Below are 23,804 nucleotides of genomic sequence, written 5' to 3' on the forward strand. Positions count from 1 at the left end.
CGGATACCCGAGGGCCTGGTCGCTGGGCCGTTGCTGATGGCCGCTGATGAGTGCGGCCATGGCCATCGGAGCGGCCGGAGAGGCTGACGTACTTGGGCAAGGGAGTCCAGGCAACGCGAGTGTCGGCGACAGCTCGGCGCTCTCACAGTGCGCTTCTCTCGGCTGTCGGTCGTGCGGTAGGCAAAGAACGCCGTCGCTGCCGCTCGTACCCATGTGGCCAGCATGCGCGCGATACATGGACTTTTTCGCGCAAAGCGGGTCTTGCTGTCTGAAGGGTGTCAGCCCTGTCAGTGGCACCATCTACATTTTCGTGAGTGGACCAGCGCCGTCACTGGTCAGCATCTCAGCGGGTGCCCGCTCATCCGTGCTAGGAAGGACAACACGAGTGGTAGACCTAAAGAAGGACGTCTGGGCCATCGCCGACACCCTGCGTGGCGTCTACGCCCGCAACAAGGCGGGTGACGTCATCCTGCCCATGACGATCCTGCGTCGCCTGGAGTGCGTCATGGCGCCCCACCGCGACCAGGTTGCCGCGATCATCGCCCAGCAGCCGAACGAGACGCTGCGCGTAAAGATCATCAAGTCCTTCACCGGCGGTGTGAAGTTCTACAACACGACGAAGCACACCCTGGCCTCGGTGTATGACTCCGGCGACGACATGGCCGACAACCTGCTGGAGTACGTACGCGGCTTCAGCAAGGACATCGACGTCTTCACATACTTCCACCTGCCCGAGCACATTGAGCGGATGAGGAAGGGCGGCATCCTCGCCACGATCGTCCGCCAGTTCCGCGACATCGACCTGTCCCCCGAGGCCGTGCCGAACTCCAAGATGGGCGAGCTGTTCGAGCACCTCATCTACATGGACTTCGAGTCGTCCAACGCTGAGTCCGGTGACCACTACACCCCCCGCGACGCGATCAATCTGCTCGTCGACTTGCTGTTCGCCGAGGACGACAAGGCCCTGTCTGGCGAGGCCATTCGCAGCATCTACGACCCCACCGTCGGCACCGGCGGCATGCTCAGCGTGGCAGAGGAGCACCTGCACCGCATGAATCCGGATGCCGAACTCCTCCTGTACGGGCAGGAGCTGCGTCCGGAGTCCTATGCCATGTGCCGCTCCGACATGCTCAGCCAAGGGCCAGAACCCGCAGAACATCGTGCTGGGCAATACCCTGACCAACGACCTGTTCCAGGACGACAGGTTCGACTACATCCTCTCCAACCCGCCCTACGGCGTGGACTGGAAGAACATCGCTGAGCACGTGGAGAGGGAGCACAAGAAGGGCTTCAGCGGTCGCTTCGGGGCTGGCCTGCCGCCGACCTCCGACGGTGCCCTGCTGTTCGTCCAGCATGCGATCGCCAAGATGAGCCCCGCTGACAGCCAGGACGGTGGCGCCCGCGCCGGCATCGTCCTGAACGGCTCCCCGCTATTCTCTGGCGGTGCCGGGAGCGGCTCCAGCAACATCCGGGGATGGTTGCTGGAGAACGACTTGATCGAAGCCATCGTCGCGCTGCCGAACGACATGTTCTACAACACCGGCATCCCCACGTACCTGTGGATCTTCGACAACAATAAGCGCCCCGAGCGCAAAGGCAAAGTGCAGCTCATCGACGCCACCGACCTGGGCGCCAAGATGCGTCCGTCCCTCGGGTCCAAGCGTGTTCAGATTGACGAGGCCGCCCGTGAGCGCGTGTTGCAGCAGTACGCGGACATGGAGAGCTCGGACACTTCCAAGATCTTCGACAACCTCGACTTCGCCTACTGGCAGATTACCGTCGAGCGGCCCCTGCGCCTGAACTTCGAGACCACACCCGAGCGCGTCGCCCTTGTCGCTGAGCACAAGACCCTCGGCAACATCGAAGACCTCATCGGTGCCCTTAACGCATTCAACGGGGGCCAGTACCTCAACCGCGAGGACTTCCTCAAGGACCTGGGCAAGCATCTCGGTTCCCGCGGCGTTAGCCTAACCTCCCCGCAGCGCAAGGCCCTGTGGCAGACCCTCGGCGAGCGCGACGAGAACGCCGACATCTGCCGCTTTCAATCCGGCAAGAACAAGGGGGCGCCGGAGCCCGATATCTCTCTGCGCGATACCGAGAACATCCCCTTCGGCTGGAACGGGCACGCCAAGAGCCACGACGCCAAGGACGCCACCATCGAGGCGTACCTCACCGCGAGTGTCAAGCCGCACGTCGAGGACGCCTGGGTCGACTACACCAAGACCAGGGTGGGCTACGAGATCCCCTTCACCCGCCACTTCTACAAGTACGTTCCTCCGCGCAGCCTTGCTGAGATCGACGCCGACCTCGACGAATCCCTGCAGGAAATCCTCGGGCTGCTGCACAAGATGGAGGCAAGCAAGTGAGCGCCCCTCTTCCCTGGGGAGAAACCCAATCGCCTTGGACAATCGGTCAGGTCAAGCACCTGGGGAGCGTCACTCTCGGCAAGATGCTTCAGACAAAAGACACCGGCCAGGACGTTCTTGCTCCGTACATGAGGGCGGCCAACGTCCAGCCTGACGGCGTCCTTGCGCTGGACGACGTCAAGGAAATGTGGTTTTCGTCTGGCGAGTTGAAGGACCTCACCCTTCGGCAAGGTGACGTCGTAGTGGTCGAAGGCGGACAGGGCGGCTTCGGACGGGCTGCGTACGTCGATAATGAGCTGGACGGCTGGGGCTTCCAGAACTCGATCAACCGCATCCGGCCATACGGCGATAACGATGGGCGATTCCTTGCGTACTACCTGATCGCCCTGCGCGCCACTGGGTTCATCCGGAGGTATTGCAACGTCGTTTCCATGCCGCATCTAACGGCCGAGAAGCTGGCGGCCATTCCTGTCCCACTTCCCTCCGGTGCTGAGCAACGTGCCATCGCTGACTACCTGGACGGAGAGACTAGGCAGATCGATGAACTCATCGCAGCGCAGCAGCGGTTCGTGGGATTCTTGCGAGAGCGACGCGGAGCTGTGGTCGATCTCCTTCTGGAAGAGGCTGGCGAGTACGGACAGGCGCCACTTCGCTACGTCGCGGGAGACATCACCGTTGGCATCGTGATCCAGCCGTCGCAATGGTACGTCGAGGCCGGCGTTCCGGCTCTTAGGGAACAGCCGGCGGCCCCCGCAGCGGAGCGGGAGTCCACGGAGGCCCCGGCGCCGCCGCTGCCGCAGCGCAGCCGTGTCCCCGACGCTCCGGCCACGGCGCCCACGGCCGCGGCCCCGCAGCAGCGGCAGAGCCAGGCGCCGGACCAGCGGTCCCTGACCCAGCAGGCCCTTGCCGCACAGGCGGAGCGGCTGCGCGACCGGGGTCGGCTCGCCGCCGCGGCGGCGACCACGCCTGCCGAACGGCGCAAGGCCGAGATGCTGCTGGAGCTGGCCGACAAGTCCCAGGCGGCGGCGCAGAAGCTGGCCGACAAGCCCCAGACGCAGGTGGCGCCGCCGCAGGAAGGGGCGCTCATGGCCGAGCCGTTCCTCGCGGCGCTGCGTGTCCACGCGGCAGCCAAGGGCGCGGCGCTGTCAGAGGACATAATCCAGGGCGCATGGCAGGCGGCTGTGAAGGCGACTGCCGCAACCCAGCGGCCGTCGGCGCAGCTGCAAAACCCAGCACCGAAGGGTCCTACGGCGAAGGGCCCGAAGAAGGAGAGGGAGCAGCGTCCGCAGCGGCATGTGCAGCAGGAGATCCACCGCCAGCAGCGCAATGCCCCGAGCACTCCGGGGCGTAGGTAGGAAGTGCTCGGGGCCGGTGGCGGGCGCCGTTCAGCGGCGGGCGTAGACCGCCAGGACGTCGCCGGTGCGGAAAACGCCGTCGGAGGCGGCCAAGTAGATGGGGACCTCGGCCGCCTCGGACAGCGCCTTGGCGCTACCCGCGGCGAGGTCGACGCGAGCACCCTGCTCGGTGCTGTCCGTGCCGTCCGGGGCGATCGGCAATCTCCCGTAAAGGCTGGAGGCTTGACTGCCGTCGCCGGTGTGGATCAGGCCGTAGGCGGTGCCGTCGTTGCCGACCGCGGTGAAGTCGATGCCCTTGCTGCTCGCCGAGCTGGTGTAGCAGCGGCCGGTGCGGGAGTTGAGGTCGAAGGCGGTCTGCCCGGAGACCAGGTAGCGACCGTTCGCGGAGGTGCGGGTGGAGCTCTGCGCAGAGCCGGCTTGCAAGATCAGTCGATCGGCGGAGGTGCAGCTGACCGAGGCGATCGTCTTCCCCGCGGCCAGATCCTGGACAGTAAAGGTGGTCTTCGAGTCGGCGCTGAGAGCGGGCTGGTCGGTCTGGGAGTCGCTGGCGTGCCAGGCGGCGATGAGGCACTTGCCCGTGACGGCCAGGTGCGGGAGTGGCTGCACAACTAGCATATCGGCGTCCGCCGAACGATCTCCTGTCTGACCGGCTACCGCTGCCTGTACCCTCGCTACGAGCGTCACCCACGCAACTAGCTGGCCTTTCTCGGACTTGCCGCAGTTCTCGGCTGCTACAAGCGCTACCTCAAACTGACCATGTAGAACACGGGTTACTCGGTCGAGCTAGCGCTTGGCGTCCCGAAGTCGAACATTTTCTTCGATCACGAAGTGCTTACGTTTGTGACGAGGCCGATCAGTGACGCCGTGCCAACCCTGCGACATCCATACCTACGCAGAGGAGGTATCGGAACCGCGGCCCCAGACGGCAACCCGATAAATGATGCTGAACGCTATGCCCGGGGCTCCACCCGACGGTAGCCTTGCCACGGTCTCTGGGGAGGGGCACTGATGCGAAATCTAGTGCGGGTACCGCTCGAAGGCGGCGGCGAAATTCTGTTCGAGGCGGCGGGAGAGGCTCAGGGCCCCGTCAAGGTAGGACGAGTCGGAGACGTGGTGCGGGAGCTTCCGCAAACGCTCAGCAGCATGTTGACGCCCGTCCGCGACACTACTCAGGCCGTATTGGATCTGCTGCGTCAAGCGGGGCCTGATGAGGTTGAGTTCGAGTTTGGACTCGACCTTTCGGCGGAAGCTGGAGTCGTCATTACTAAGACCCAAGGCGCGTTCCACATGAAAGTACGAGTGCTTTGGCAGCAAGATGAGCAGTCGGCGGAAGCCCAATAACGGACGGGGGGCTTGATGGACGCCACGGAATCAAGTGGTGTTCGCGTAACACGGGGATCAGCGCTGTCGGCTTCCACGGTCCAAGTCCTCGCTGTAAACGGGGCTGCCGCTGGTGCCGGTTTCTTGGCCTCCGACGATATCGTGGTGACCTGCGCCCATGTCGTGGAGTATGCGGGTTACGGTCCTGGAAGCAGCTTGGAGGTCCAGTTTCCGCATGTGGTCGGCGCCCCACGCGTGCAGGGGACCGTACTGGTCGAAGGATGGCGGGCCCCCGAAGAGCAGGACGTGGCCATTTTACGACTCCGGGAGTCACTGGACGCGCGGCCCCTGCTGCTCGGTGCCGCTGAAAACAGCCGAGGGCACAAGGTGAGCTCCTTCGGTTTCCCCGCTCAGGCACCGCCTAATGGTCATTTCGGCTACGGGCGAGCCGGCGACTTGCTTGCCGTCGGTGGGTCGGGCGATCTGCTGCAGCTGACCAACGCGAATGAGTTGACTCAGGGTTTCAGTGGCGGTGCGGTACGGGACGAGGTGAGCGGCCTGGTGATCGGCATGGTCACTGCGATCACGGAGCCGGACGACCACATGCGCGGGCTCGGTGTCGCATACGCCACGCCGACAGAGGTGCTATGTGAGGTCTGGCCTGCGTTCACAGCACAAGATGTCCAGCCATATCGCGGGTTGGAACCTTTCACCGCCGATGACGCCGGCTGGTTCCATGGTCGGGAGGCAGCGAGGGAGAAGGTATTGGTCGCGCTGGGGCGAGAGCGGGGCGTCCTGCTGCTGGGGCCGTCTGGCGCCGGCAAGTCCTCGCTCGTCCAGGCCGGCGTCTTACCTGCGCTGGCCGAAGGAGGTCTGCAGGGCACCACGAGGTGGCTACCGGTCGTGGCTCGGCCGCGAACCGATCTGCTCACCGAATTGGAACGGGCCGGTCTGACCGGGGCTGCGAGCGACGGCATCAGGCAAGCCGTGGGCCGCCGCCTCGCCAGCGAACCGACAGGCTCAAAGGTACTGCTGGTAGTTGACCAGGCAGAGGAACTGTTCACCCGGTCCGCAAAGGTTCAGAGACCCCGTGATCCGGTGCAGGAACTGACGGCAACGGTGGTTGGCTCGCCGGCCGACGTCCGTCTGCTAATGGTTCTGCGGGACGACTTTTACCCGCAACTCGCCGCAGGAGCTCCAGAGCTGCTTGAAGCACTGAGGTCAGGTGCGGTGAATGTACCCGCCACCTTAACTGAGCCTGATCTCCGATCCATGATAGTAAAGCCAGCACAAGATGCTGGAGCTCGTCTCGAGGATGGACTGCCTGAGCGCATCATCACGGACTTGATGGCAGCCGATCCTGCTGGCCCAACCGCGCGCCAGGCTCCGGTGACCACACTGCCTTTGCTTGAAGTCACCCTGACGCAATTGTGGAACGGTCGGCAGGAAGGTCACCTCTCTCACAGCACGTACCAACGCATCGGAGGAGTGACCGGCAGCCTATCCGCATGGTGCGACAATGCCTTGACACCATTGTCCCAGGACCGAAGGCTTCTCGCCCAGCGCATCCTTACTGCCCTGGTCCAGCCTGGGGACCAAAGCACTCCACCCACGCGCCGCCAGGTGCCGCTGCGGGATCTGCGTGCACTCGCCGTCGACACTCCAACCGCGCGCGGCTCGGATGGCAAGAACTTCACAGACGTAATCGAAGTCCTCGCCCACCACCGGCTCATCACCATCAAGGTTCAGCAGACGGCCGACACCGTCGTCGGCACACCAACCGCAGAGCTCATTCATGAAGCTCTCATCCGCGATTGGCATGACCTACGCAGCTGGGTGTCTGGAGATCATCAGTTCCAAGCTTGGCTGCGTCGCACCGATGAACGGCGACGACGCTGGGAACACAGCAAGCACCCTGACGATCTGCTGGGCGGCACCGACCTAGATGCAGACATCGACTGGTCGAGGTCGCGGGGACTGACCTCCGAGATGGCGCTTTACCTGGCCTCCAGCGTCAAGCGTCGGCGGTCACTAGCCCGGCGCGTAGTTCGCATCAACGCTCTGCTCGCTACCCTGCTCGTTCTTGCCCTCGTAGCCGCAGGGATCGCCTACTGGCAGCAACAAACCGCGATCACCGCCCAGAAGGTTGCCCAGTCAAGGCAGCTAGCCATCCAGTCCAGTTCTCTGCTGACGAGAGACCCGGACCTCGCGTCGCTGCTAGCCGTCCAGGCATACCGGACCAGCCCCACTGCCGAGGCCACCCGCAGCCTCTACGCAGCAGCGAAAGCCCCTCTCCTGCGTGTCTTTGGCGGACTGGCCAGGGGGGTGGACTCAGCGGCCTTCAACCCGGACAGCAGCATCCTCGCCACAAGCAGCATTTATGAGGAGAGCGTGAGGCTGTGGAGTACGGAGAGTGGAAGAGCTCTGCGTACCATCTCTCACCACGAGGGCGGCATCGCTGCTGTGGCCTTCAGCCCGGACGGCACGACGCTTGCCACGGCCGGTGAAGACAACACAATCCGCCTCTGGGACATCGCCAAGGGAACGGCTCTGCGGACGCTCAGCGGACACTCCAGTCACCCCGGCTACGTCGACAACGGGGTGAGGTCCATAGCGTTCAACCCAAATGGTTCCACGCTTGCCAGTACTGGGGGAGATGGGACGGTGCGCTTGTGGAACCTGGCTTCCGGGAAGTCACGAGTTATCCACAAGGGCCCTCGTGGTGGAGTGACGTCGTTGACGTTCACGGTTGACGGCACCACCCTGGCGGCATCCGGACACGATAAGGAACTCCAAGCATGGGATGACCTCGTGTGGCTCTGGAACACCGAGACAGGGAAGCTGCGTCGCAAGATCGCCCCACCCCACGGCCTCAACACGCTGGCGTTTAGCCCGGACGGCGCGACCCTCGCCACCGCGGGGGCCACAAGCGACTTGGTACTACTGTGGAACGCGGACACCGGTAAGGTCCGCCAAACGCTGTCCGACAACTTCGGCGGAGTCAGCACGGTGTCATTCAGCCCCAACGGAACGCTGGCCGTCACTGGCGTTGGGGAAGCGACGGTGCGCCTACGCACGCCAGATGGCGACACGCGTGACATCCTCACAGGCCACGGGAACGGCGTAGGCACGCTGGCGTTCAGCCCGAACAGCGCCATCCTGGCCACCGCCGACCCCGACAGCACCAGCTTGCGCTTGTGGGACATGACGGCCGACACAGCTCGCGTGACACTGAGGGGGCACAGCAACGTAGCGGCGATTGCATTCGATCCAGATGGCGGCACGGTGGCTACCGGCGGCCTCGACGGTACTACTTGGATCTGGAATGCCACTACAGGCGAGCAGCGTCACGTCCTGACCGGCTCGGATGGAAAAGTGCAAGCTGTCGCATTCAGTCCCGATGGTGGTCTTCTCGCGACCGGCGGTGCAAACGGAACCGCCCGCCTCTGGGATGTGTCCTCAGGGAAAGTGCGTCGCACTCTCAGAGGCCACACCGATGGCGTACCACCGGGTACCCACATGCCCCCGCGGGGCGTGAACTCTGTGGCATTCAGTCCCAACGGTCGTATTCTCGTCACCGCCGGTGGTGACGCGACCGCCCGCCTATGGGATACGCGGACAGGTGCGACACTGCACACGCTGACCGGGCATAAGGGGCGTGTGAACTCTGCGGCCTTCAGCCCTGATGGCCGCATCATCGCGACCGCGGGTGCGGACGGAACCGTTCGTCTCTGGAACGCCTCCACGGGTAAGATGCGACGGACCCTTACGGGCCACCGAGAGGTCCTCGACAGTGTGACGCGCGAGCCTGTCAAAGAAGTGACTTCAGTGGTGTTCAGTCGGGACGGCAACACGGTGGTCACCAGCGGTGATGACGGCACGATACGGTTTTGGGACGCTACAACGGGACACGCTCGCATTCTTCCCAGCGGGCACCGCGGCGGTGACCTTTCTGTGGCGTTCAGTCCTGACGGCAAGACCCTCGCGACCGGTGGCCAAGACGGGACGGTACGGCTTTTGGACAGGGCCACCGGCGACATCCGTGAGACATTCGCTGGTGACCCTAACTTGGTAGATATCGTGGCATTCAATCCAGATGGATCGATGCTGGCGGTCACAGGCCCCAACGGAACGGTTCAGTTGAGGCCTACCCATCTTCCCGAGCCAGCCCAGGCCAGCAAACAGATCTGCGAGGCACTCCGCCGTGATTTCACGCCGCAGGAACGGTCGACCTATGTGACCGACATGCCTTCTAATCCAGTTTGCCCATCTTGAGCCAATCGGTTCAGAAGCCTTGGCGAGAGTCCCGACGGCGACACACCAGAAAGTGCCGGCAACGGTCGTTCCAGATGGCAAGGTTAACGAGCTCGTGACGATAGGCGGTTAGGCGTCTTGGGCCTCGGCGGGGTTTGGTGTTCACATGGGCCGTGCCTAAATCGGGGCGCCGCCCTGGTGGTGGGACAGCAGGGCGGCGATGGCTTGGACTGTGTCGCTGCGGCCGAAGTGGCGGGCCAGGGCTCGCCAGTTCTTCAGGTGAGCGACGCCGTGTTCGATGCGAATGCGGCGCGAGGAGTGCGCTCTGCGCTGTCGTTCGTGCATCTCCTCGTACCAGTCTGAGGCTTTCTTGAACTTTATGGTGTCGCCACCCACCCGCCGGTCTGCGCGCCCCTGGTAAGCGGCACGCGCGAGGGTTTCCACCGCGGGCTCATGGGCCAGGAGCCTGACCAGCCCTAACTGACGAGCGTGGGTGATATCCGCGCAGCTGCCCGGTTCGACTGGGCTGCAGAACAGCACGCGGCCGTCCTGATACGTGACCACCAAGGCCTTGACGGCGTGCTTTTTACTCTTCCTGAGGTGAGCTTGTCTCGGTTCTTGCGGCCGACTGCCGGGCGCCGAACGCGGATCTCATCGATGATCCCGGCCTTTTGATCATGATCGACGATCGGGAACTCGACGCCTCACCGCCTACTGTGCACGAGCTCGTTGGGGGACATGACCGAGGTAGCGGCGACGGCGGTTTCAATTTTGTGCCGTCGTGCTGGGAAGGGGCAGCCGACCGTTGAGGAGGGCGCGGATCGCCTCCTCGAGGATGGCCACCGTCCGGCGCAGTTCGTGGTTCTCTCGCGCCTTCTCGTCATCCCGGTCGGAGCTGGCCTCATAGGCGGCGTCCATAGCGCGCAGCCGCTCGTCGAGGGTGCCTTCCGGAGGCGGCATGTGCCTGAGAGCGGCCATGCGCGCGTTGCGCTCGGTGAGCCACTCGGCGAGCTGGCCGCGCTGCTCCTGTGTGAGGCCGTCAGTCGGCTGGTCATCCATTGTTTCCTCTCCTTCCTGCTAGCTCCTCGGATCCCGGTGGGGGCCCAGGCCGGGGCCGGGGCGCTGTTGGCGCTGCTGCTCGTCCTCGGTCGCCCGGCGAGCTTGCCGGGTGGCCGCAGATGCCCGGGGGGACCTCGCCTCACCGGTGGGCGGCAGACCACGCCGGGCGCGCTCGGCCTCCCGCCGCGCCCGCAGTTCTACGAGCCGCTGCTGGATCCGCGAGCGTTGGAAGAGCGTCAGGGCGTCGTGCAGCTCAGTCCACTGCGCACGCAGGTCGGTCTCATCGGGGCTCTCCCCGAGGGGGTCGTCCCCATCAGTCTGGTGCAGCATTCGCCAGCTCGCCAAGGCGGTTACCAGCTTCCGCCACTGGGCCTTCTGCTCTTCGTCCTGTTCGTCGGGCGCTGGTATCTGCTGGACCCATTGCTCCGGCGGTTCCTCGCCGTCCAACACCAGACGCAAGGCGACGTCGGCGAACGCCGCGGCGGCGGCCGTGACCGCCTGCCGGTCGTCGGCGTCGGTGAAGCGGGCCTCCAGGAGGCGGTGGTGGAAGTTCTCCGCGGTACGCGCCGCGATGCGCATGCCGGAGACGGGATCGTCCGGCCGGGCGCGGGCGGCGGCCCACGCCCTGGTGCGCCGGCCGACCTCATTGATCCGATCCTGGAGGGTCGCCCAGGCGTGGGCGTCGCGGGGGTCCTCGGGCTGCTCGCCGATGCCCTCGACGGAGTCGTCCAGACGTGCCGGACCCGCCAGGTATCCGCCAGCGCCGCGGTGCGCTCCCACAGCGTCCGCAGCTCGGTCCCGATGTTCGGGACAGGGCCCAGCATGCGCGCCCAGGCCGGGGGGTTGGTGGCCAGGAGCGCGCCGTTGTGCTTCAGCCGTTGGGAGAGCGCGATGCGGCGCTCGACCAGATGGGCGCGCCAGGCTTCGGGGGTGTCGGCGTCCCGTACGGCGGCCGAGGGGGCAAGCCAGTCCGGGAGCGGGCCGGAGTTGTCCGGCGCCGGGGCGGGGCCGTGGGGGAGCTGGTCGCGCAGGCGCCGCTCGGCGCGGATGCGCTCGGCGATGATCTCGGCGCGGCGCAGTCGCTGGCGGGCCTCGTCCTGCCGGTGCAGGTTGGCGGTCAGCTCGCGGAGGGTGACCTCGACCGGCTGGCGGGCGGTGTGGCTGGCACCGCGCCGGGGCTCGCGCTGCCAGTCCTCACGCATGCGGTCGAGAGGGCGCATGTCCCGCCGCAGTTTCTGCTCCCGGCGCAGCTCGGCGTGTTCCGCGGCGGCGGTGCGCTCGGCGGCCTGATCGCCTTCGAGGGCGGCGCGGCGCATGCGGCGCCGGGCGGCGGCGATGGCAGCGGCGAGGTCGGCGCGGGTGAGGTGACCGTGGGGCCGGCGAGGCCAAGCCGGGTGCGGCAGGCCGTTCACGACGATATGGCGAGGTTGGCCGGCCACCGCCGCGTCGGCGCGGTGCAGTTCGTCCAGCGCCTCGTGCCGCAGGCGCTCGGCGCGCTCCAGAAGGCGGTCGAGCAGCTGCTCGTCGAGGTGCTTGAGCGGGCGGCTGCGGCCCGGATCCGACTCCCGTTCGGCGGCACGCTCGGCGGCAGCGCGGCCCTCTTCCACCCGGGCGTCGATGCGCCAGGACAGCACCGCAGCGACGTCCTCGGCGTCGGCGAAGTCGCGTTCGCCGTACGCGGCGGTGAGCAGCCGCGCGGCGTCCCAGCCTTCGGCTTCCGCCTTCTTCAGCGAGCGCTCGACCGCGGACCAGGCGTCGGAGTCGATGAACGCCTCGGCCGCGCCGCCCAGGACGCGCCGGGCGAGGTTCTGGATGCGGTGGCTGACCGTGCGGGCGTGGACGTCGGTGTACTCGGCGGCGAGCTGGCCGATGCTGTAGGCACGGTCCTGCTCGGCCCGGATGGTCTCGTGCGCGGAGACCAATCCACGGTTGCTGCGTGCGACGGTGTCGAGCACGTCGCGCATGCTCTGGCCCTCGTCCGCGACCACGTGCAGCCGGTTCGACAGACGCCCGCGGGTGGCCATGACGTACGCGGACTCGCGGCTGGTCCTGGCGGTGATCAAACCGTGCGCGGTCGCCACCGTCAGGCCCTGCGCGCGGTGCACGGTGGAGGCGTAGCCGAGTTCAGCGTGGCGTCGCAGGTAGGAGGCCGGGAGCACGACACGGCCGCCGTGGCCGGTGTGCCGGACGGTGGCGTTGCCCGCCTGGTCGAGGGCTTCGATGCGCCACTGGTCACCGTTCTTCACGAAGTCCAGGCCTGCGTTGACCGTCAGGCGGCGCTGGTTCTTCCGGGTGACGATCAGGTCGCCGACGGCGGCCTGCAGGTCGTCGCGCAGGGCGGTGGAGCGGGTCAGGTCCAGGCGGCCGGAGGCGATCTGGAACGCCTGGGCGCGCAGGTTGAGTTCGCGGACCGCATCGGTGTCGTCGGCCATCATCAGCGAGTGCAGGCCGGCCTCGGTGTCGGTCTGCCAGGCGGCGAAGACCGAGTCCAGCATCTCCTGCGGGCCGCCGCCGACGATCCTGCCCTGGGCGAGATGCCAGGTCCACGCGTCGGCCGGATCGCCGTCGCGCAGCGCCAAGGTGGCCTCCGCTTCCCCGTCGGTGCGGAAGCGGTGCAACTGCTCCAGTTCGACCGCGCCGACCTCGCGGGCCACCAGCCGCAGGGCGCCGCCGGACTCCACCGCGCCGAGCTGTGCGGGGTCGCCGATCAGGCGGACCAGGGCGCCGGCCGCTTCGGCCTCTGCGACGATCCGGGCGAGGTTGCGGGTTCCGGCCATGCCCGCCTCGTCGACGACGATGACGTCGCCCGGACGGAGCTGGAAGGCATCCTTGACCTTGCGTCCTTCGGCGAGCCGGTCGCGCTGGGCGAGCCAGCTGTGCATCGTGTGGGCGACGGTGCCCAGGTCGTCCTCCATGACCTTCGCCGCCCGGCTGGACGGGGCCAGAGGTATGAGGCGTCCGCCGCCGGCGGTGACGGCGTCGCGCACCAACTGCAGGGCAGTGGTCTTGCCCGAGCCGGCCGGACCGATGCCGACGACGACCGCCTTGTCGGAGCAGGCGAACGCCTGGGCCAGGCGACGCTGGCCGGGGTCGAGCGGGGGCCCGCCGAAGCGGTCGGCGATGGCGGTGAAACGGTCGGTGCCCAGCGGCGGGATGACCGAGGTACGCGCCGCGTTCAGGATGCGGGACTCGGCTGCCAGGACTTCGCTGGAGGTGTAGAGCCGGGACTCGCGGCGCCGGTAGATGCTGCTGCCGTCGGTGCGTAGCAAGGGCGCAAAGGGTTGGTGGAGCTCCGGGGGAGTGAGGTCGATCGAGCCGTGCGCGATCACCTGCCGGGTGATCCGCTCAGCCAGCCCCCGGGTGTCACCACGGCCCCGGGTTAGGCGAACGACATGGCGCCGGGCCTCGGCGAGCACATGCCGCTCACCCCACACCGAGCGCTCGGAGGAGACCACCTGCAGCACGTCCCGCGCGGCCTGCTCGACGTCGACCGCGGCGGCCGGGTCCTGATCCGTGGCCGAGCGGCGGGCGATGGCACGCAGGTGCTCCACCAAGCCGTCGACTCGCGCGGCGCCGAACAGCGCGATGGCCTCCTCACGCCAGGCCGCGCGCAGATCCGACAGGGCACGCGCCTTCTTCTTGTGCGGCCTGGACATCTGCGCGGCCTGCTGGATGAGGGCCATGCGGGCGCCGGTGTCGGGCTCCTTGCCATACCGGCGCCGGTACTGCTGAAGCAGCTTGTCCAAGTCCTTGCGGATGTCCTGGGCCCGCTTGGAGAACGCCTCGATCAGGTCGTCGTCCAGGCCGCTGATGGCCATCACGGGCCGCTTGCCGGGGGTGACCTCCCGCTCCTCAGCCTGTACTCCGAGTCGGCGGCACAACTCCTCGACCACGCGCTGGTTGTACAGCTCGCTGGCCGCAACTCCCATCGCGTACAGCAGCTTGCCGTCGATGCTGCGCCACTTGCCGTCCAGCCCGTGGACCTTGTTGGCGACGACGACGTGGTCGTGCAGCAGCGGATCGCCGCGGCGGCTGTCGTAGTGCCGGTAGCGGGCGGCTATCAGGCCGCCGCGCACGTCTTCCTGCGCGATGCCGTTGATGCCGGTACGGGTCGCCAGGGCGTTCTCCTCGATCCAGGCGAGTGTCTCGGCGATGGCCTGCTCGTGGGCAGCCTGCACCTCAAGACGGGTTTCCTCATCGCCCAGCGCCCACAGGACGGAGCCGTACTTGTTGCGGAACACCAGGTCGTAGCCCGCGACCGCTTGGCGACCACAGGAGGTGTTGGCGCTGATGTAGTGGCTGAGTTCCTCGGCGTCCTTCGGGGCCCGACCGAAGTCCTCGCGGAAGGCTATGGCGCCGACACGCCCACGTATGCGCTTGCGCTCGGCGTCGGTCGCCTCGCGTCTCTCGCGCGTCTCGAAGTCCTGGATCGCGTCCTGGATCAGGGCGGCGAGCGGGCCTTCGGTCTGCTCGTACTGGTAGTACCGCCGGCCGAGCCGGGCCTGTCGTACGGCGGCGGCCGGACTGAGCCCCTGGGCCTGGGCCTCGGCGATGATGCGGTCGGCGTCCGGGTGCAGACCTTCACCGAACAGGGCCTTCATCTGGGCCTCGGTGACGGTGCCTTGAACGCCAAGTTCGTCGGCCCCGCCGCCAACCCAGACGCCGGGCGGGTTGCCATCGGCCGTGTAGTAGTCGCTCAGTTCACGCTTGCCCGACCGGCGTTCGTCGCCGGTGGCGATTTCACGTGTGTAGTACAGGTAACCATCCCCAGCGCTGAGCTTGTGGATGGTCATCATGCGCTCAGCCTACCTTGTGACATTGTGAATGCAAAAGCTTCGACCGCGCCAACGGCGCGGTCGGGTGCAGTGAGTTGGGGAAGGCGAGGAACGAGCCAGCCAACGAGCGATCCCGGCCGCGCCGTTGGCGCGGTCCGCGCAGCGGTGGTGGTTGTCCCCAGGGGCGCTCTCCTGAGCGGCCCTGGGGACAACCACCACGTTCTGGTTTTCCACAAGGGGTGGGTCCGGGCTGTCCGGGAGTGAACCTCCGACTCGCGGACAGTCCGCCAGACGGCTGATCAACTCGCCGTAGCATCGGCCGTTGTGTGGGGACCACAATGACTGTGTACCTACCGATGGGGAGGGCATCCATGGCAGAGCGGAGGACCACCCGCCAGCTCAAAGCGAGGGAGAAGGCTCGGGCCCGCACGGCGGAGCGTCGGCAGCGCGAGCAGCAGTTGGAGGACCTGGCGACTGCCTGGTTCGAGGCAGAGGACGAGATAGCCGACAAGGAGTCCGCGGCCGAGGAGAAGATCAGGAAGTACACCGAGAAGGTGCGCGGGGAGGTGGAGAAGGAGACGGGGAAGCTCCGGGAGCAGATGAACGACGTCGTGGGCAAGATGCTGGCGCTCACCGGCGTGCGGTCCGTGGCGGATCGCCTGGGCGTGCCCGAGGCCGTGGTACGCGAGATCAAGGCGTCCTTGGACGGCACCGCGAGCGCTCCGGCGAGCGCAGGATCGCCGTCGTCGCCGACGCCCGTGGTGGCGCCGTCGCCGTCGGTGCCGCCGCCATCTCTGGTGCCAGCCGTCGAGACGTCCGCTCCGTCAGATGAGTCAGTGGCCCTGCCCGGCTGATGCACACGCACCGCGACCCCCGCCCTGACTGTTACCGGTCCAGGTCGGGGGTCGCGGCGTGTGCGGCGTGTGTCACCGGGTTCCGGGCGCCGGTGGAGTCACCCAGGAGCTCGGGTTGAGCTGGCCAGGTGCGGGCGCGGCCGGAGAAGCCGTTACCGGGCTGGTGTACTGCTGCTGGGGGACGTAATACCCCGTCGGCCGGCCGGGGTCGGCCGGCTGGTGTATCCACCGGATCTTGGCGCCTGCGGACAGTTCGGTGCGCCACGGGTGGTCGGTGCTGAAGAGGATCCACAGCGGTTCGCCGTCGCGGGTGGTCTTCTCGTAGCGTGCGAGGCGGAACCCAACCTGGCTGCCGTCAGGGGTGTCCACTTCGATCGTCATGCCGATCCAGCCGAGATCAAGATCCTCGATCGGCGTCTCCGTCATTCTGCTGCGCGTCACGGGCTCCCCTTTCCCTCGGGCGCGTGATGCTGTACGCGCTGATCAAGCGTGACAGTACCTCGGCCCAGGGGCATGATGCGGCGCGCATTACGACATCCACGCCCCGGGGCCCGGGAACACCGTGCCGGTGTCCCCGGGCCCCGAGGGCTGCGGTCGTAGCGGCGGCTATGCCTGCTGGCCGTCGGCGGTGTGCGGGATCATCAGATACAGCGTGTCGGCGAAGTCGTTGAGATGAAAAGGCTCTTCGTCGGAGTCTTCTGGGCCGGTGACCTCGCGGCCGACGGCGGTGATGTGCAACGCGGTGCGTCCGGTGTGTTGCGCGGAGATGGTGAACATGGCGCAGTCCGGACTGCACGCCCCGCACGCCGGGGAGGGGTCGGCGTACCGAGGGATGTGGGACTGCAATGTCGCGGGGCCGGGCTGCTGGTCGTCCAGCTGGAAGGCGCCCAGGATCACGTCACCCTGGCGGAGCTGGTCGGCTCGTACGATGCGGGCGGTGCTGGCGTCCAGGCCGGGCAGCGGGTGCGGGTAGGTGGCCAGGTATGCCGCGATGAACAGGTCCGTGCCGGGGCCGCCGGCGGGGTTGCTGCTGGTCGGACGGATCGTGTCGTTTCCGAGACGACCTTGCGCACAGTCCGCCGCACCTGTGACGAAGCACGGTACTTGCCCTACGTCCAGCAAGCCGCCGCAGGTCGGCGCGGCTCGCGGATCTACAAGTGACCCGAATGAGGAGCGATAGTTGGCCCCGTGGCGTACCGCAGAACCCGCATGCGAAACTACGGATCCGCGTGTGTGGCCCAGCGCCTTACGAGCTCAACCATCCTGTGCTCGAGCCTGCGGCTGCCGGGACTTGCGAGGTAGGTAAGCGGCAATGCATACCTCAGGTGCAGGCGATGATCCATAGCGCTTTCCGATCCAATGAGGGCTAGAACCCAGACCGCTTCCCGTTCAATGCGGTGGCGGAATGGCACGAAGATCTCGGCAAGGATAGGTGTAGCGCGTTCATCGCCAAGGCTGTCCAATTGTTTAGCTGCCCAGTGGCGATCGTAGAGGTCGAGGCTGCTGTCGCGAGCAATCGTGGCGAGGATGTCAGTGGCGCGCGGACGGTCAAAATATGCCAACTCCGTGCAGGCCAGCAGGCGGGTGATTGAACGGAGGCGCGCATCATGTGCGACGTGTGCGAGGAGATCAGGTCCGCGTTTATCGCCCAGCTTGGCCAGTTCGAGAGCGGCGTGCTTTCGAGCGGGCCCAGTGACGGACGGGTCGCGGGCGAGCTGGGCGCCACAGTCCTGGTCGAGCCGAGCCAGCGTTGCGGCGGCAGAATTAGTCCGCCATTGCGGGAAGGCGGAGCGGGCCAAGCTTTCGAGATTTTTCTCGAGAATGCGGGTGACAGAATCTGGGAGTGCCGTGCCGAGGATCATTTGCTCTGCAAGGAATTCCTGTCCGGTCACATTTCCTAGACAGGCCCATCGCTTCAACACTCTGATAAGAGGCCGCTCGTCCCCCTGCCAGGTTTCAATAACGAAGCCATAGTAGGAGGACTTGATCCTAGCAGGCGGCTCCCAGAAATTGTGATATCGAGCCCACCACCCTTGAGGACGCATGCCGAGGAGTACTTGGTGGCGGGCACTCTCGTCTCGGGTGGCGTCGCAGGCCGCGAGGTATTCCAAGAAGGTCTGATGCAGGAACTCGTACTCGTGCCCGCGAAGGGTCAGCAAGCAGCTGGCCCGTAGGCTCGCGCCCAGAAAGTCACGCCACTTGTCCTGAGGAACGTCCTGGGGCCGTTTAGCCTCGGACCTGGACTCCACGATGGCGATCGCTGACTGAGTGCTGCCTCGGTAGCGCTCAGCAGCAAGATGGGTGATAAGTACGTGAATGCTGCTCACTGTCTGCTTAGCCTGTGCGGTAGCGCTAGGGCCGAAGCGTTCCAGAACAGCGTATGGAGTCTGCCTCTGCCGGGCTTTGGAATCACTGGTGTACTCATACTCACGTTCACGCAGTAGCGCGGTGAAGTCGTGGAAGATCTTGCCGCGGCTCGGGGGCAACGGTTCACCGGGAGCCGCGACTTGAAGCTGGCAGAGCATTGAGGCGAGCAGAGGAATGCGGGCCACGTCAGTCAGCTGGGCACGCGCCAAGGCCTCGGTGAACTGCCGAGCGGCACGGTCAGGGTCGGGCACGCCGAACTCCCGAAACCAGCCAGACGCGACTCCCGGTAGATCGGATGTGCGGAGGGGTTCCAGGTTGTAGTGGGCCAGATGGCTGCCCAAGGCCTCGAGTTCACCGGCGGGGAGCGGGCGGCTCGCCACAACGAAGCGGTACAGGTCGGCGTGTTCGCCCTTAGAGACTGCCGCCAGGTTGCCGAGAACGCGTTTCCTGGCCGCGGGGTCGGGGATCTCATCCAGGCTGTCGACCAGCACGAGCCAGCGTGCGCCGGACTGCGGAGGAGTTCTGAAGAAGATGGGGGGAAGATCGTCTACTAGGCCGTGCGCCGCAAGGTCCGCGGAGACCGTCTCGGCGAGGGCTTGCGCGAGCGGGCGGCCGTCGAGGGCTGCAGCGGTGACCATCACGGGCAGAGCGTTCTCACAGCGACCCTCCAGCCAGCGAGTGACTCCGTGTGCAAGGCGGGTACGCAACAGGCTGGTCTTGCCACCACCGGGTCCAGCGATCAACACGCATGTCTGCTCTTCGGCCAGGACCTCGTCGGCGGGCAGAGGTAACTGTCGGGCCTCGAGTAATTCCTGAACCGCGCCAATGCCTTCTGGTTGCTCGGGGTCCAGTAAAAGAGCCTGCTGCTTTCTTAGGTACACGGTGGCGAGCGGTGGCGTGATTCCGGGAAGCATGCCCGCATAGGGATGTTCGCGGGACGCTGCCTGTGAAGCGGTCAAATATGCGTTCAACACTGGTTCGTGTTCGATACGCACGTCGAGGCCGTGCTGGGCGAGCATTTCGCCGAAACCGGGAAGGGCTGCGAGGGCGCTGACAGGGACGGCAGCGAGGACGCTGGCGTCGTCTGCGATGTTGCGGTCGGTAGCCAGCACTCCGATGAGAAGAGGGCCACAGAACAAGGCGGTGCCCGAAGCGCCAGCCCAGCCCCGTGCCCGAGGCACAATGCCCTCGTCCACATGGACAGTCAGCAGCGAAGATTTCCGGGCTTGCAACGGGTCGGCGTGGCCGCGCACAGGCATGGTGTCGCGCCCTCTGTCTGGACGTACTTCTGCATCGGGAAAGCCAACCCCGAAACAGGCAACACGGTCTTGGCCAGCGACTTGCCCGAAGCGCACGCGGCCGGGCAGGGGACTGGAATTCCAAGAGAGCGCATCAACCAGCAATAGAGCCGCATCCTGTCCAGGTGCAGCATCGATGTCCACCGGTTCGATCGGCCAACACACCGACGCTGTCAGCCACGGGATGGAGCGCTGATCGTCGAGAGGCCGGACCTCGACTGGTGTGCCTGCCATTATCCCCTGTACAACGTGGTATGAGGTCAACACCAAGCGCTCGGTGAGCAAGTATCCGCTACCCACCCGCTTCGCAGCGGGTACCCAGACCTCGACAACCCGCGCTAGCTCCAATGCCGCCTCCCTGCCTCAGGCTGTCCCACGCTCAGGAGGGCCGCTGGTCAGACGTGCCAGCGATGCGAGCGTCTGCACCGTCGCCGTCGATGGGATGCAGGGTGAACTTGATGCGGTGAACCCTGTCTGAGCTCAGGGCACCGCGCCCCTCGGCGGACCACGGCACGACCCAAACCCTGGCTTTCGCCTCGCCTTCTTTACGAATTGCGAGGGAGAATTCCAGTTCTACCGGACCGGTACGAAACCTCAACGACTGGCTGTCACCCTCATTCATAGCCGCCTGCAGCTGTGCTCGAATCGCACTGACCGTCTCACCAAGCTCTACCCAAGGCTCCCGCGACATGCATCCCCCAAGTCCGGCATCGTGTGACGGGTTCCACCGTAGAGCAGCCACGCCGAGCAAGAATCCGTTCACCCAAAGTAGAAGTCATGCACCGTGCCGGACCTGCGGCAGGCAGCTCCTCCCGTCTGCACCGTTCCAAGTGCACGCACGTCCCTGCATCCACGCACACGCCTCCAGAGCAGCAGCTGTGCGACGAGCCAGGATCTCGCTACCCGATCGAAACAACGACGGGCCCGGGTCGCAAGGGGGCCAACAAACGATCGGAGGGGCCAACTAGCTTCCGTCGTCACAGCACCCCCTCACAATCTCCCCGCCCGGAGGGAACCACCCGCACCCCGACAACCGACTCCCACCACAGCCGGCCCAGGGGTCGCACAGTAGCCCCGCCACTTCGACCGGCTGACGGCCAGCCCGTATCGTCACCCACCCTCATTGACACAAACCACCGTCACACTGACCTCACTAGAGCCTCCGCCTCCTGGCGTCGGTAGTACTCCGTGCCGCCGACGACGAGAACGGGTTTCGGTGCCGTGCGGCGTCGCAGCAGTGTCTTGACGCGTTCGCGCCGCTGCGGCGGGGTCATCTCGTTGCGGACGGCGGCCGGGAACAGGTCGGGGATCTGCCTGCGAGCGATCAGCCCGTGCTCGGGCATCACCACTTGGGCAGCCTGCGACAGGTAGCGGGTGGCGACGTCGGGTGAAACCCTCAGTCGAGCCGCGACGGTCTCGGTGGTCAGGTTGGTGCCCTCGGCGATGGCGGTGCGTAGCAGGTCGGCGACCTCGCCGACTCTCCCGGCTGGCGCCTGCGTGGCGTCCGCGCGGCCTGCGCTCTTCCCGCTGTATCCGGGGCGCTCGGCGTCGTACCAGGCGAACCACGCGGCGACGGCGGCCGCGTCCCGCGTGTGGTCCTCCGCTGCGGGAGGGAACGGGTGGCTCGGGTGATCCGCGTACGCCTGGGCCAGGTTGCCGATGGCGCCGGGGGTCACGCCGCGCCGCCGGGCGATCTCGACACGGCGCCACCGCTCGCCGGGGGCGTGCGTCATGGGGCGCGGCTCGGCGGCCAAGCGCGGGCCGGACTGCACGTCCGTGGCCCCCTCCTTGTCGCCGAAGAGCCGCACGCGAACCCACTCCGCCGCCGTCTGCCTGTCTATGAGCTGGGCGCTGCGGGCACCGACCCGGGTCTTCGCCTCGGGGATGGGGTGGGCCTCCAGCCAGTTTCGGATCGTCTTCGGCGAAACGCCAGCGAGGTGTTCCAACTGCTTTCGGGTCACCCAAGGGTCGTGCAGCGCGGCGAGCCGCTGCTCGAACTGCTCTCTGGTCGTAGTCATGGTGGTGTCATCCTGTCGTATCCGGAGCCGTACACTGATGGACGCTGCCAGCGGGAGACCTGAAGTGGCCTCATCGTTGGTGGTGGAGAAGGGCCGGCGGTTTTGCCCGAGCCAGCACGCTTCGGCGGGGCTGGTACGAGCTTCGGCTCGTAACCGTCGGCCCGCTTTGCCGTTCGCGGCCGGGACGGGGCGGTGCCCGCCGCACCACCCCGCCTCGGCCCGGTAGGTCATGTCATCGCACGCCCCCCGCGGCGCTGGGCCGGCTCGGCGTGGCCGGATGCGGCGCCAAGATGCCCAGACTGACGGCAAGCACTTCGATCTCGGCCTCTTCGCGGGTCTGCTCAGGCACGGCGCACCGGACCGAGGGGGAGGGCAGCGCGCGCAGGCCGCGCGCGACGGCGAGGGCCTGGGCGGTCCAGCGGGCGAAGCTGACTTCACCCGTGACCACCCGGCGGGGTGCGGTGTTGGACATGTGCGTCCCTTCGTTGGGGTGGAGAGCCCGGCGGCGGCTTGCCCTGCCGTCCGCCAAGGCGATGAACGCCCGGGGCGTGTTCACCCCTGGGCGATATAGGTAAATCTGTCTAAGTGCGGGCCTGGCAGATGTCAGCAGGCCGCCCCGCCCGGAGGGAGCGGCCTGCGGGTGCTTACAGGACGGCGCTGACGGCGTGACCGAGCCACTGCGGGACGTTGCAGCTGACGGCGTTTCCGGCCTGCATGGTCTTCTCGGCCTTGCTGCGGCCCTTGACGATGTAGGTCTCGGGGAAACGCTGGGCACTCATCTGCTCGCGCCACTGGAGCATCCGGAAGTGGCAGTCCTCGATCTTCACCGCTGGGCGGAGCAGACCGGCGGAGTCGCGGGTGGACAGGGTGTGCAGCGGCTGGCTGGTCCGCTTGGCGGTCGAGCCCTTCCGGAACGGGATCACTAGGCCGTGGTGGTTGCCGCCCGCGGTGACGGTGGCGAGGGGCCGATCCACGCGCTCGGCGGTGGCGTGGTTGCGGAACTCAACGATGAAGGGCGGGGCAGCCAGATCCGCGGTGGTGGCGTGCGGGAAGGCGCCGGGCGGTACGACGAGCCCTTCGCCGATCTTGATGGTGCGCGACGGCAACGGGGTCAGGTCCGGGCGGAAGGCGCGGCCGTCGTGCCCGCCGTGGTTGACGGTGACCACCGAGGGTTCGTCGGGGAACATCTCCAGACCGGCGGCGATGCGGTCCATGGTCGTGGGCGCCAAGGGGCGCTTGCGGTCCCCGATCCGGGTCCCCAGGTTCGTCCAATCGATGATGTCGGAGGCGGGCCGAACGTAGGGCTCGACGATCACGGCGGTGTCGTGGTTGGGGCAGGTGTAGTCGTACTGCTGGCCGTACTTGCCGATCCGGGTCTCGGTGTGGCCCGGCCGCCAAGTCTGCCGCGCGTACACGTCCTCGTCGCACTCCTCGCACCGGGCCAAGGGCCGTGGGGCGACGTCCGGAAGGCGCATGCCGACCCGGGTGAAGACGATGTAGAGGCGGTCCCTCCACTGGGGGGCGGCCGGGTTGAGCTCGTTGCCGATGTGCGCGGAGCTCACGCAGACGATCTGATAGTTGTAGCCCAGCTTGACCATGCCGCTCAGCCACCAGTCGAACAGGATCCAGTCGGTGGCGAACTCGGTGACGTTCTCGATGAGCACCGCCTTGTACCGGTGCACCTCGACGGCGCGGATGACGTCGTAGGCGGTCGCGCGGGTCCGCTCGAACGCGGCGTCGGGCAGCGAGCGCAGTTCTTCCTCGGTGAGCCCGCTGACGTTCTTGCTGCGGCGGCGGCCCCCGGCGGGCGAGATCTCGGTGCAGATGGGGCTGGCCCACAGCACATCGGTGCGCGGCAGACGGCGCATGTCGTAGTTCGAGACGTCGGCGCAGACGTGCTCGGCCTGCGGGTGGTTCGCCGAGTGGGTGTCGATCGCGGTCTGCCAGTGGTTGGCGGCCAGTTTCAGCTCCCAACCTGCGTTGACCAGGCCGGTACTGGCGCCGCCAGCGCCACAGAAGATGTCGGTGAAGGTGATGCTCAAGGTCCGTCCTTGCACGCCGTGCGGTGGTGGAGTCGGCGTGCCGTGCCCGGTTGCCCTCCGGGCCCGGCACGGTGGTGCGATCAGCTCGGCGGGAGC

The 23,804-nt window shown here is 66.8% G+C and carries 16 protein-coding genes and 1 pseudogene; 6 read left to right on the plus strand and 11 right to left on the minus strand.

The features are described 5' to 3' along the window. Nucleotides 1-385: 385 nt before the first annotated feature. From ACSU6L_RS26245 to ACSU6L_RS26255, 3 genes are read left to right on the plus strand one after another with little or no spacing between them, the layout of a single operon-like run. Nucleotides 386-1,261 (plus strand): type I restriction-modification system subunit M, encoded by an 876-nt coding sequence (locus tag ACSU6L_RS26245; RefSeq protein WP_437060608.1) that lies wholly within the window; start codon nucleotides 386-388, stop codon nucleotides 1,259-1,261. After that, complete coding sequence (locus ACSU6L_RS26250) at nucleotides 1,161-2,366, plus strand: HsdM family class I SAM-dependent methyltransferase (protein ID WP_437060610.1); 1,206 nt, start codon at nucleotides 1,161-1,163, stop codon at nucleotides 2,364-2,366. The genes ACSU6L_RS26245 and ACSU6L_RS26250 overlap by 101 nt, the downstream gene beginning before the upstream one ends. Beyond that, nucleotides 2,363-3,721 carry a restriction endonuclease subunit S gene (locus ACSU6L_RS26255; protein ID WP_437060612.1) on the plus strand — a complete coding sequence of 453 codons (1,359 nt, stop codon included), beginning with the start codon at nucleotides 2,363-2,365 and terminating at the stop codon, nucleotides 3,719-3,721. The genes ACSU6L_RS26250 and ACSU6L_RS26255 overlap by 4 nt, the downstream gene beginning before the upstream one ends. Nucleotides 3,722-3,751: 30 nt before the next feature. Here the strand turns inward: ACSU6L_RS26255 and ACSU6L_RS26260 are convergent, their stop codons facing one another. Further along, the gene (locus tag ACSU6L_RS26260; protein ID WP_437060614.1) at nucleotides 3,752-4,327 is read right to left on the minus strand and encodes a hypothetical protein; all 576 of its coding nucleotides are present in this window, start codon (nucleotides 4,325-4,327) and stop codon (nucleotides 3,752-3,754) included. A 402-nt stretch (nucleotides 4,328-4,729) separates the two neighbouring features. Between ACSU6L_RS26260 and ACSU6L_RS26265 the strand changes: the two genes are divergently transcribed. Both ACSU6L_RS26265 and ACSU6L_RS26270 read left to right on the plus strand, forming a co-directional pair. Beyond that, entirely contained in the window at nucleotides 4,730-5,062 is a 333-nt protein-coding gene (locus tag ACSU6L_RS26265) for a CU044_2847 family protein (RefSeq protein ID WP_437060616.1), read from the plus strand. 123 nt (nucleotides 5,063-5,185) lie between these two features. Beyond that, entirely contained in the window at nucleotides 5,186-9,316 is a 4,131-nt protein-coding gene (locus ACSU6L_RS26270) for an nSTAND1 domain-containing NTPase (RefSeq protein WP_437060618.1), read from the plus strand. A gap of 156 nt (nucleotides 9,317-9,472) precedes the next feature. Here the strand turns inward: ACSU6L_RS26270 and ACSU6L_RS26275 are convergent. The 3 genes and pseudogenes from ACSU6L_RS26275 to mobF form a co-directional block, all read right to left on the minus strand. Further along, nucleotides 9,473-9,871, minus strand: a pseudogene (locus ACSU6L_RS26275) (transposase family protein); the annotation flags it as partial. Between the two features lie 189 nt (nucleotides 9,872-10,060). Continuing rightward, nucleotides 10,061-10,354 carry a hypothetical protein gene (locus ACSU6L_RS26280; RefSeq protein ID WP_437060620.1) on the minus strand — a complete coding sequence of 98 codons (294 nt, stop codon included), beginning with the start codon at nucleotides 10,352-10,354 and terminating at the stop codon, nucleotides 10,061-10,063. Between the two features lie 350 nt (nucleotides 10,355-10,704). Further along, nucleotides 10,705-15,150, minus strand: a complete 4,446-nt coding sequence (mobF, locus tag ACSU6L_RS26285; protein ID WP_437060622.1) for a MobF family relaxase — start codon at nucleotides 15,148-15,150, stop codon at nucleotides 10,705-10,707. Nucleotides 15,151-15,500: 350 nt separating this feature from the next. On the opposite strand from mobF, the gene ACSU6L_RS26290 reads away from it, so the two are divergent. Continuing rightward, on the plus strand, nucleotides 15,501-15,983 hold the full coding sequence (locus ACSU6L_RS26290) for a hypothetical protein (RefSeq protein ID WP_437060624.1): 483 nt from the start codon (nucleotides 15,501-15,503) through the stop codon (nucleotides 15,981-15,983). Between the two features lie 72 nt (nucleotides 15,984-16,055). Here the strand turns inward: ACSU6L_RS26290 and ACSU6L_RS26295 are convergent, their stop codons facing one another. The 7 genes from ACSU6L_RS26295 to ACSU6L_RS26325 form a co-directional block, all read right to left on the minus strand. Next, a complete protein-coding gene (locus ACSU6L_RS26295) occupies nucleotides 16,056-16,409 on the minus strand; it encodes a hypothetical protein (RefSeq protein ID WP_437060626.1) in 354 nt (117 codons plus the stop codon). A 180-nt stretch (nucleotides 16,410-16,589) separates the two neighbouring features. After that, the gene (locus ACSU6L_RS26300; protein ID WP_437060628.1) at nucleotides 16,590-17,105 is read right to left on the minus strand and encodes a hypothetical protein; all 516 of its coding nucleotides are present in this window, start codon (nucleotides 17,103-17,105) and stop codon (nucleotides 16,590-16,592) included. A 95-nt stretch (nucleotides 17,106-17,200) separates the two neighbouring features. Next, nucleotides 17,201-19,882 (minus strand): NACHT domain-containing protein, encoded by a 2,682-nt coding sequence (locus tag ACSU6L_RS26305; protein WP_437060630.1) that lies wholly within the window; start codon nucleotides 19,880-19,882, stop codon nucleotides 17,201-17,203. Nucleotides 19,883-20,027: 145 nt separating this feature from the next. Further along, nucleotides 20,028-20,339, minus strand: a complete 312-nt coding sequence (locus ACSU6L_RS26310; RefSeq protein WP_437060632.1) for a trypco2 family protein — start codon at nucleotides 20,337-20,339, stop codon at nucleotides 20,028-20,030. Nucleotides 20,340-20,787: 448 nt separating this feature from the next. Continuing rightward, nucleotides 20,788-21,666, minus strand: a complete 879-nt coding sequence (locus ACSU6L_RS26315) for a hypothetical protein (protein WP_437060634.1) — start codon at nucleotides 21,664-21,666, stop codon at nucleotides 20,788-20,790. 232 nt (nucleotides 21,667-21,898) lie between these two features. Then, complete coding sequence (locus ACSU6L_RS26320) at nucleotides 21,899-22,138, minus strand: hypothetical protein (protein ID WP_437060636.1); 240 nt, start codon at nucleotides 22,136-22,138, stop codon at nucleotides 21,899-21,901. Nucleotides 22,139-22,310: 172 nt separating this feature from the next. Beyond that, on the minus strand, nucleotides 22,311-23,708 hold the full coding sequence (locus ACSU6L_RS26325) for a DNA cytosine methyltransferase (RefSeq protein ID WP_437060637.1): 1,398 nt from the start codon (nucleotides 23,706-23,708) through the stop codon (nucleotides 22,311-22,313). Nucleotides 23,709-23,804: the final 96 nt, after the last annotated feature.

Origin of the sequence: Streptomyces sp. enrichment culture, from assembly GCF_964272855.1 — a bacterium.
GTDB lineage: Bacteria > Actinomycetota > Actinomycetes > Streptomycetales > Streptomycetaceae > Streptomyces.

Coding starts and splice junctions, on each gene's coding strand:
- ACSU6L_RS26265 (WP_437060616.1), top strand. CDS start 4,730: ATGCGAAATCTAGTGCGGGTACCGCTCGAAGGCGGCGGCGAAATTCTG.
- ACSU6L_RS26280 (WP_437060620.1), bottom strand. CDS start 10,354: ATGGATGACCAGCCGACTGACGGCCTCACACAGGAGCAGCGCGGCCAG.
- mobF (WP_437060622.1), bottom strand. CDS start 15,150: ATGATGACCATCCACAAGCTCAGCGCTGGGGATGGTTACCTGTACTAC.
- ACSU6L_RS26290 (WP_437060624.1), top strand. CDS start 15,501: ATGGCAGAGCGGAGGACCACCCGCCAGCTCAAAGCGAGGGAGAAGGCT.
- ACSU6L_RS26295 (WP_437060626.1), bottom strand. CDS start 16,409: ATGACGGAGACGCCGATCGAGGATCTTGATCTCGGCTGGATCGGCATG.
- ACSU6L_RS26305 (WP_437060630.1), bottom strand. CDS start 19,882: ATGGCAGGCACACCAGTCGAGGTCCGGCCTCTCGACGATCAGCGCTCC.
- ACSU6L_RS26310 (WP_437060632.1), bottom strand. CDS start 20,339: ATGTCGCGGGAGCCTTGGGTAGAGCTTGGTGAGACGGTCAGTGCGATT.
- ACSU6L_RS26315 (WP_437060634.1), bottom strand. CDS start 21,666: ATGACTACGACCAGAGAGCAGTTCGAGCAGCGGCTCGCCGCGCTGCAC.
- ACSU6L_RS26320 (WP_437060636.1), bottom strand. CDS start 22,138: ATGTCCAACACCGCACCCCGCCGGGTGGTCACGGGTGAAGTCAGCTTC.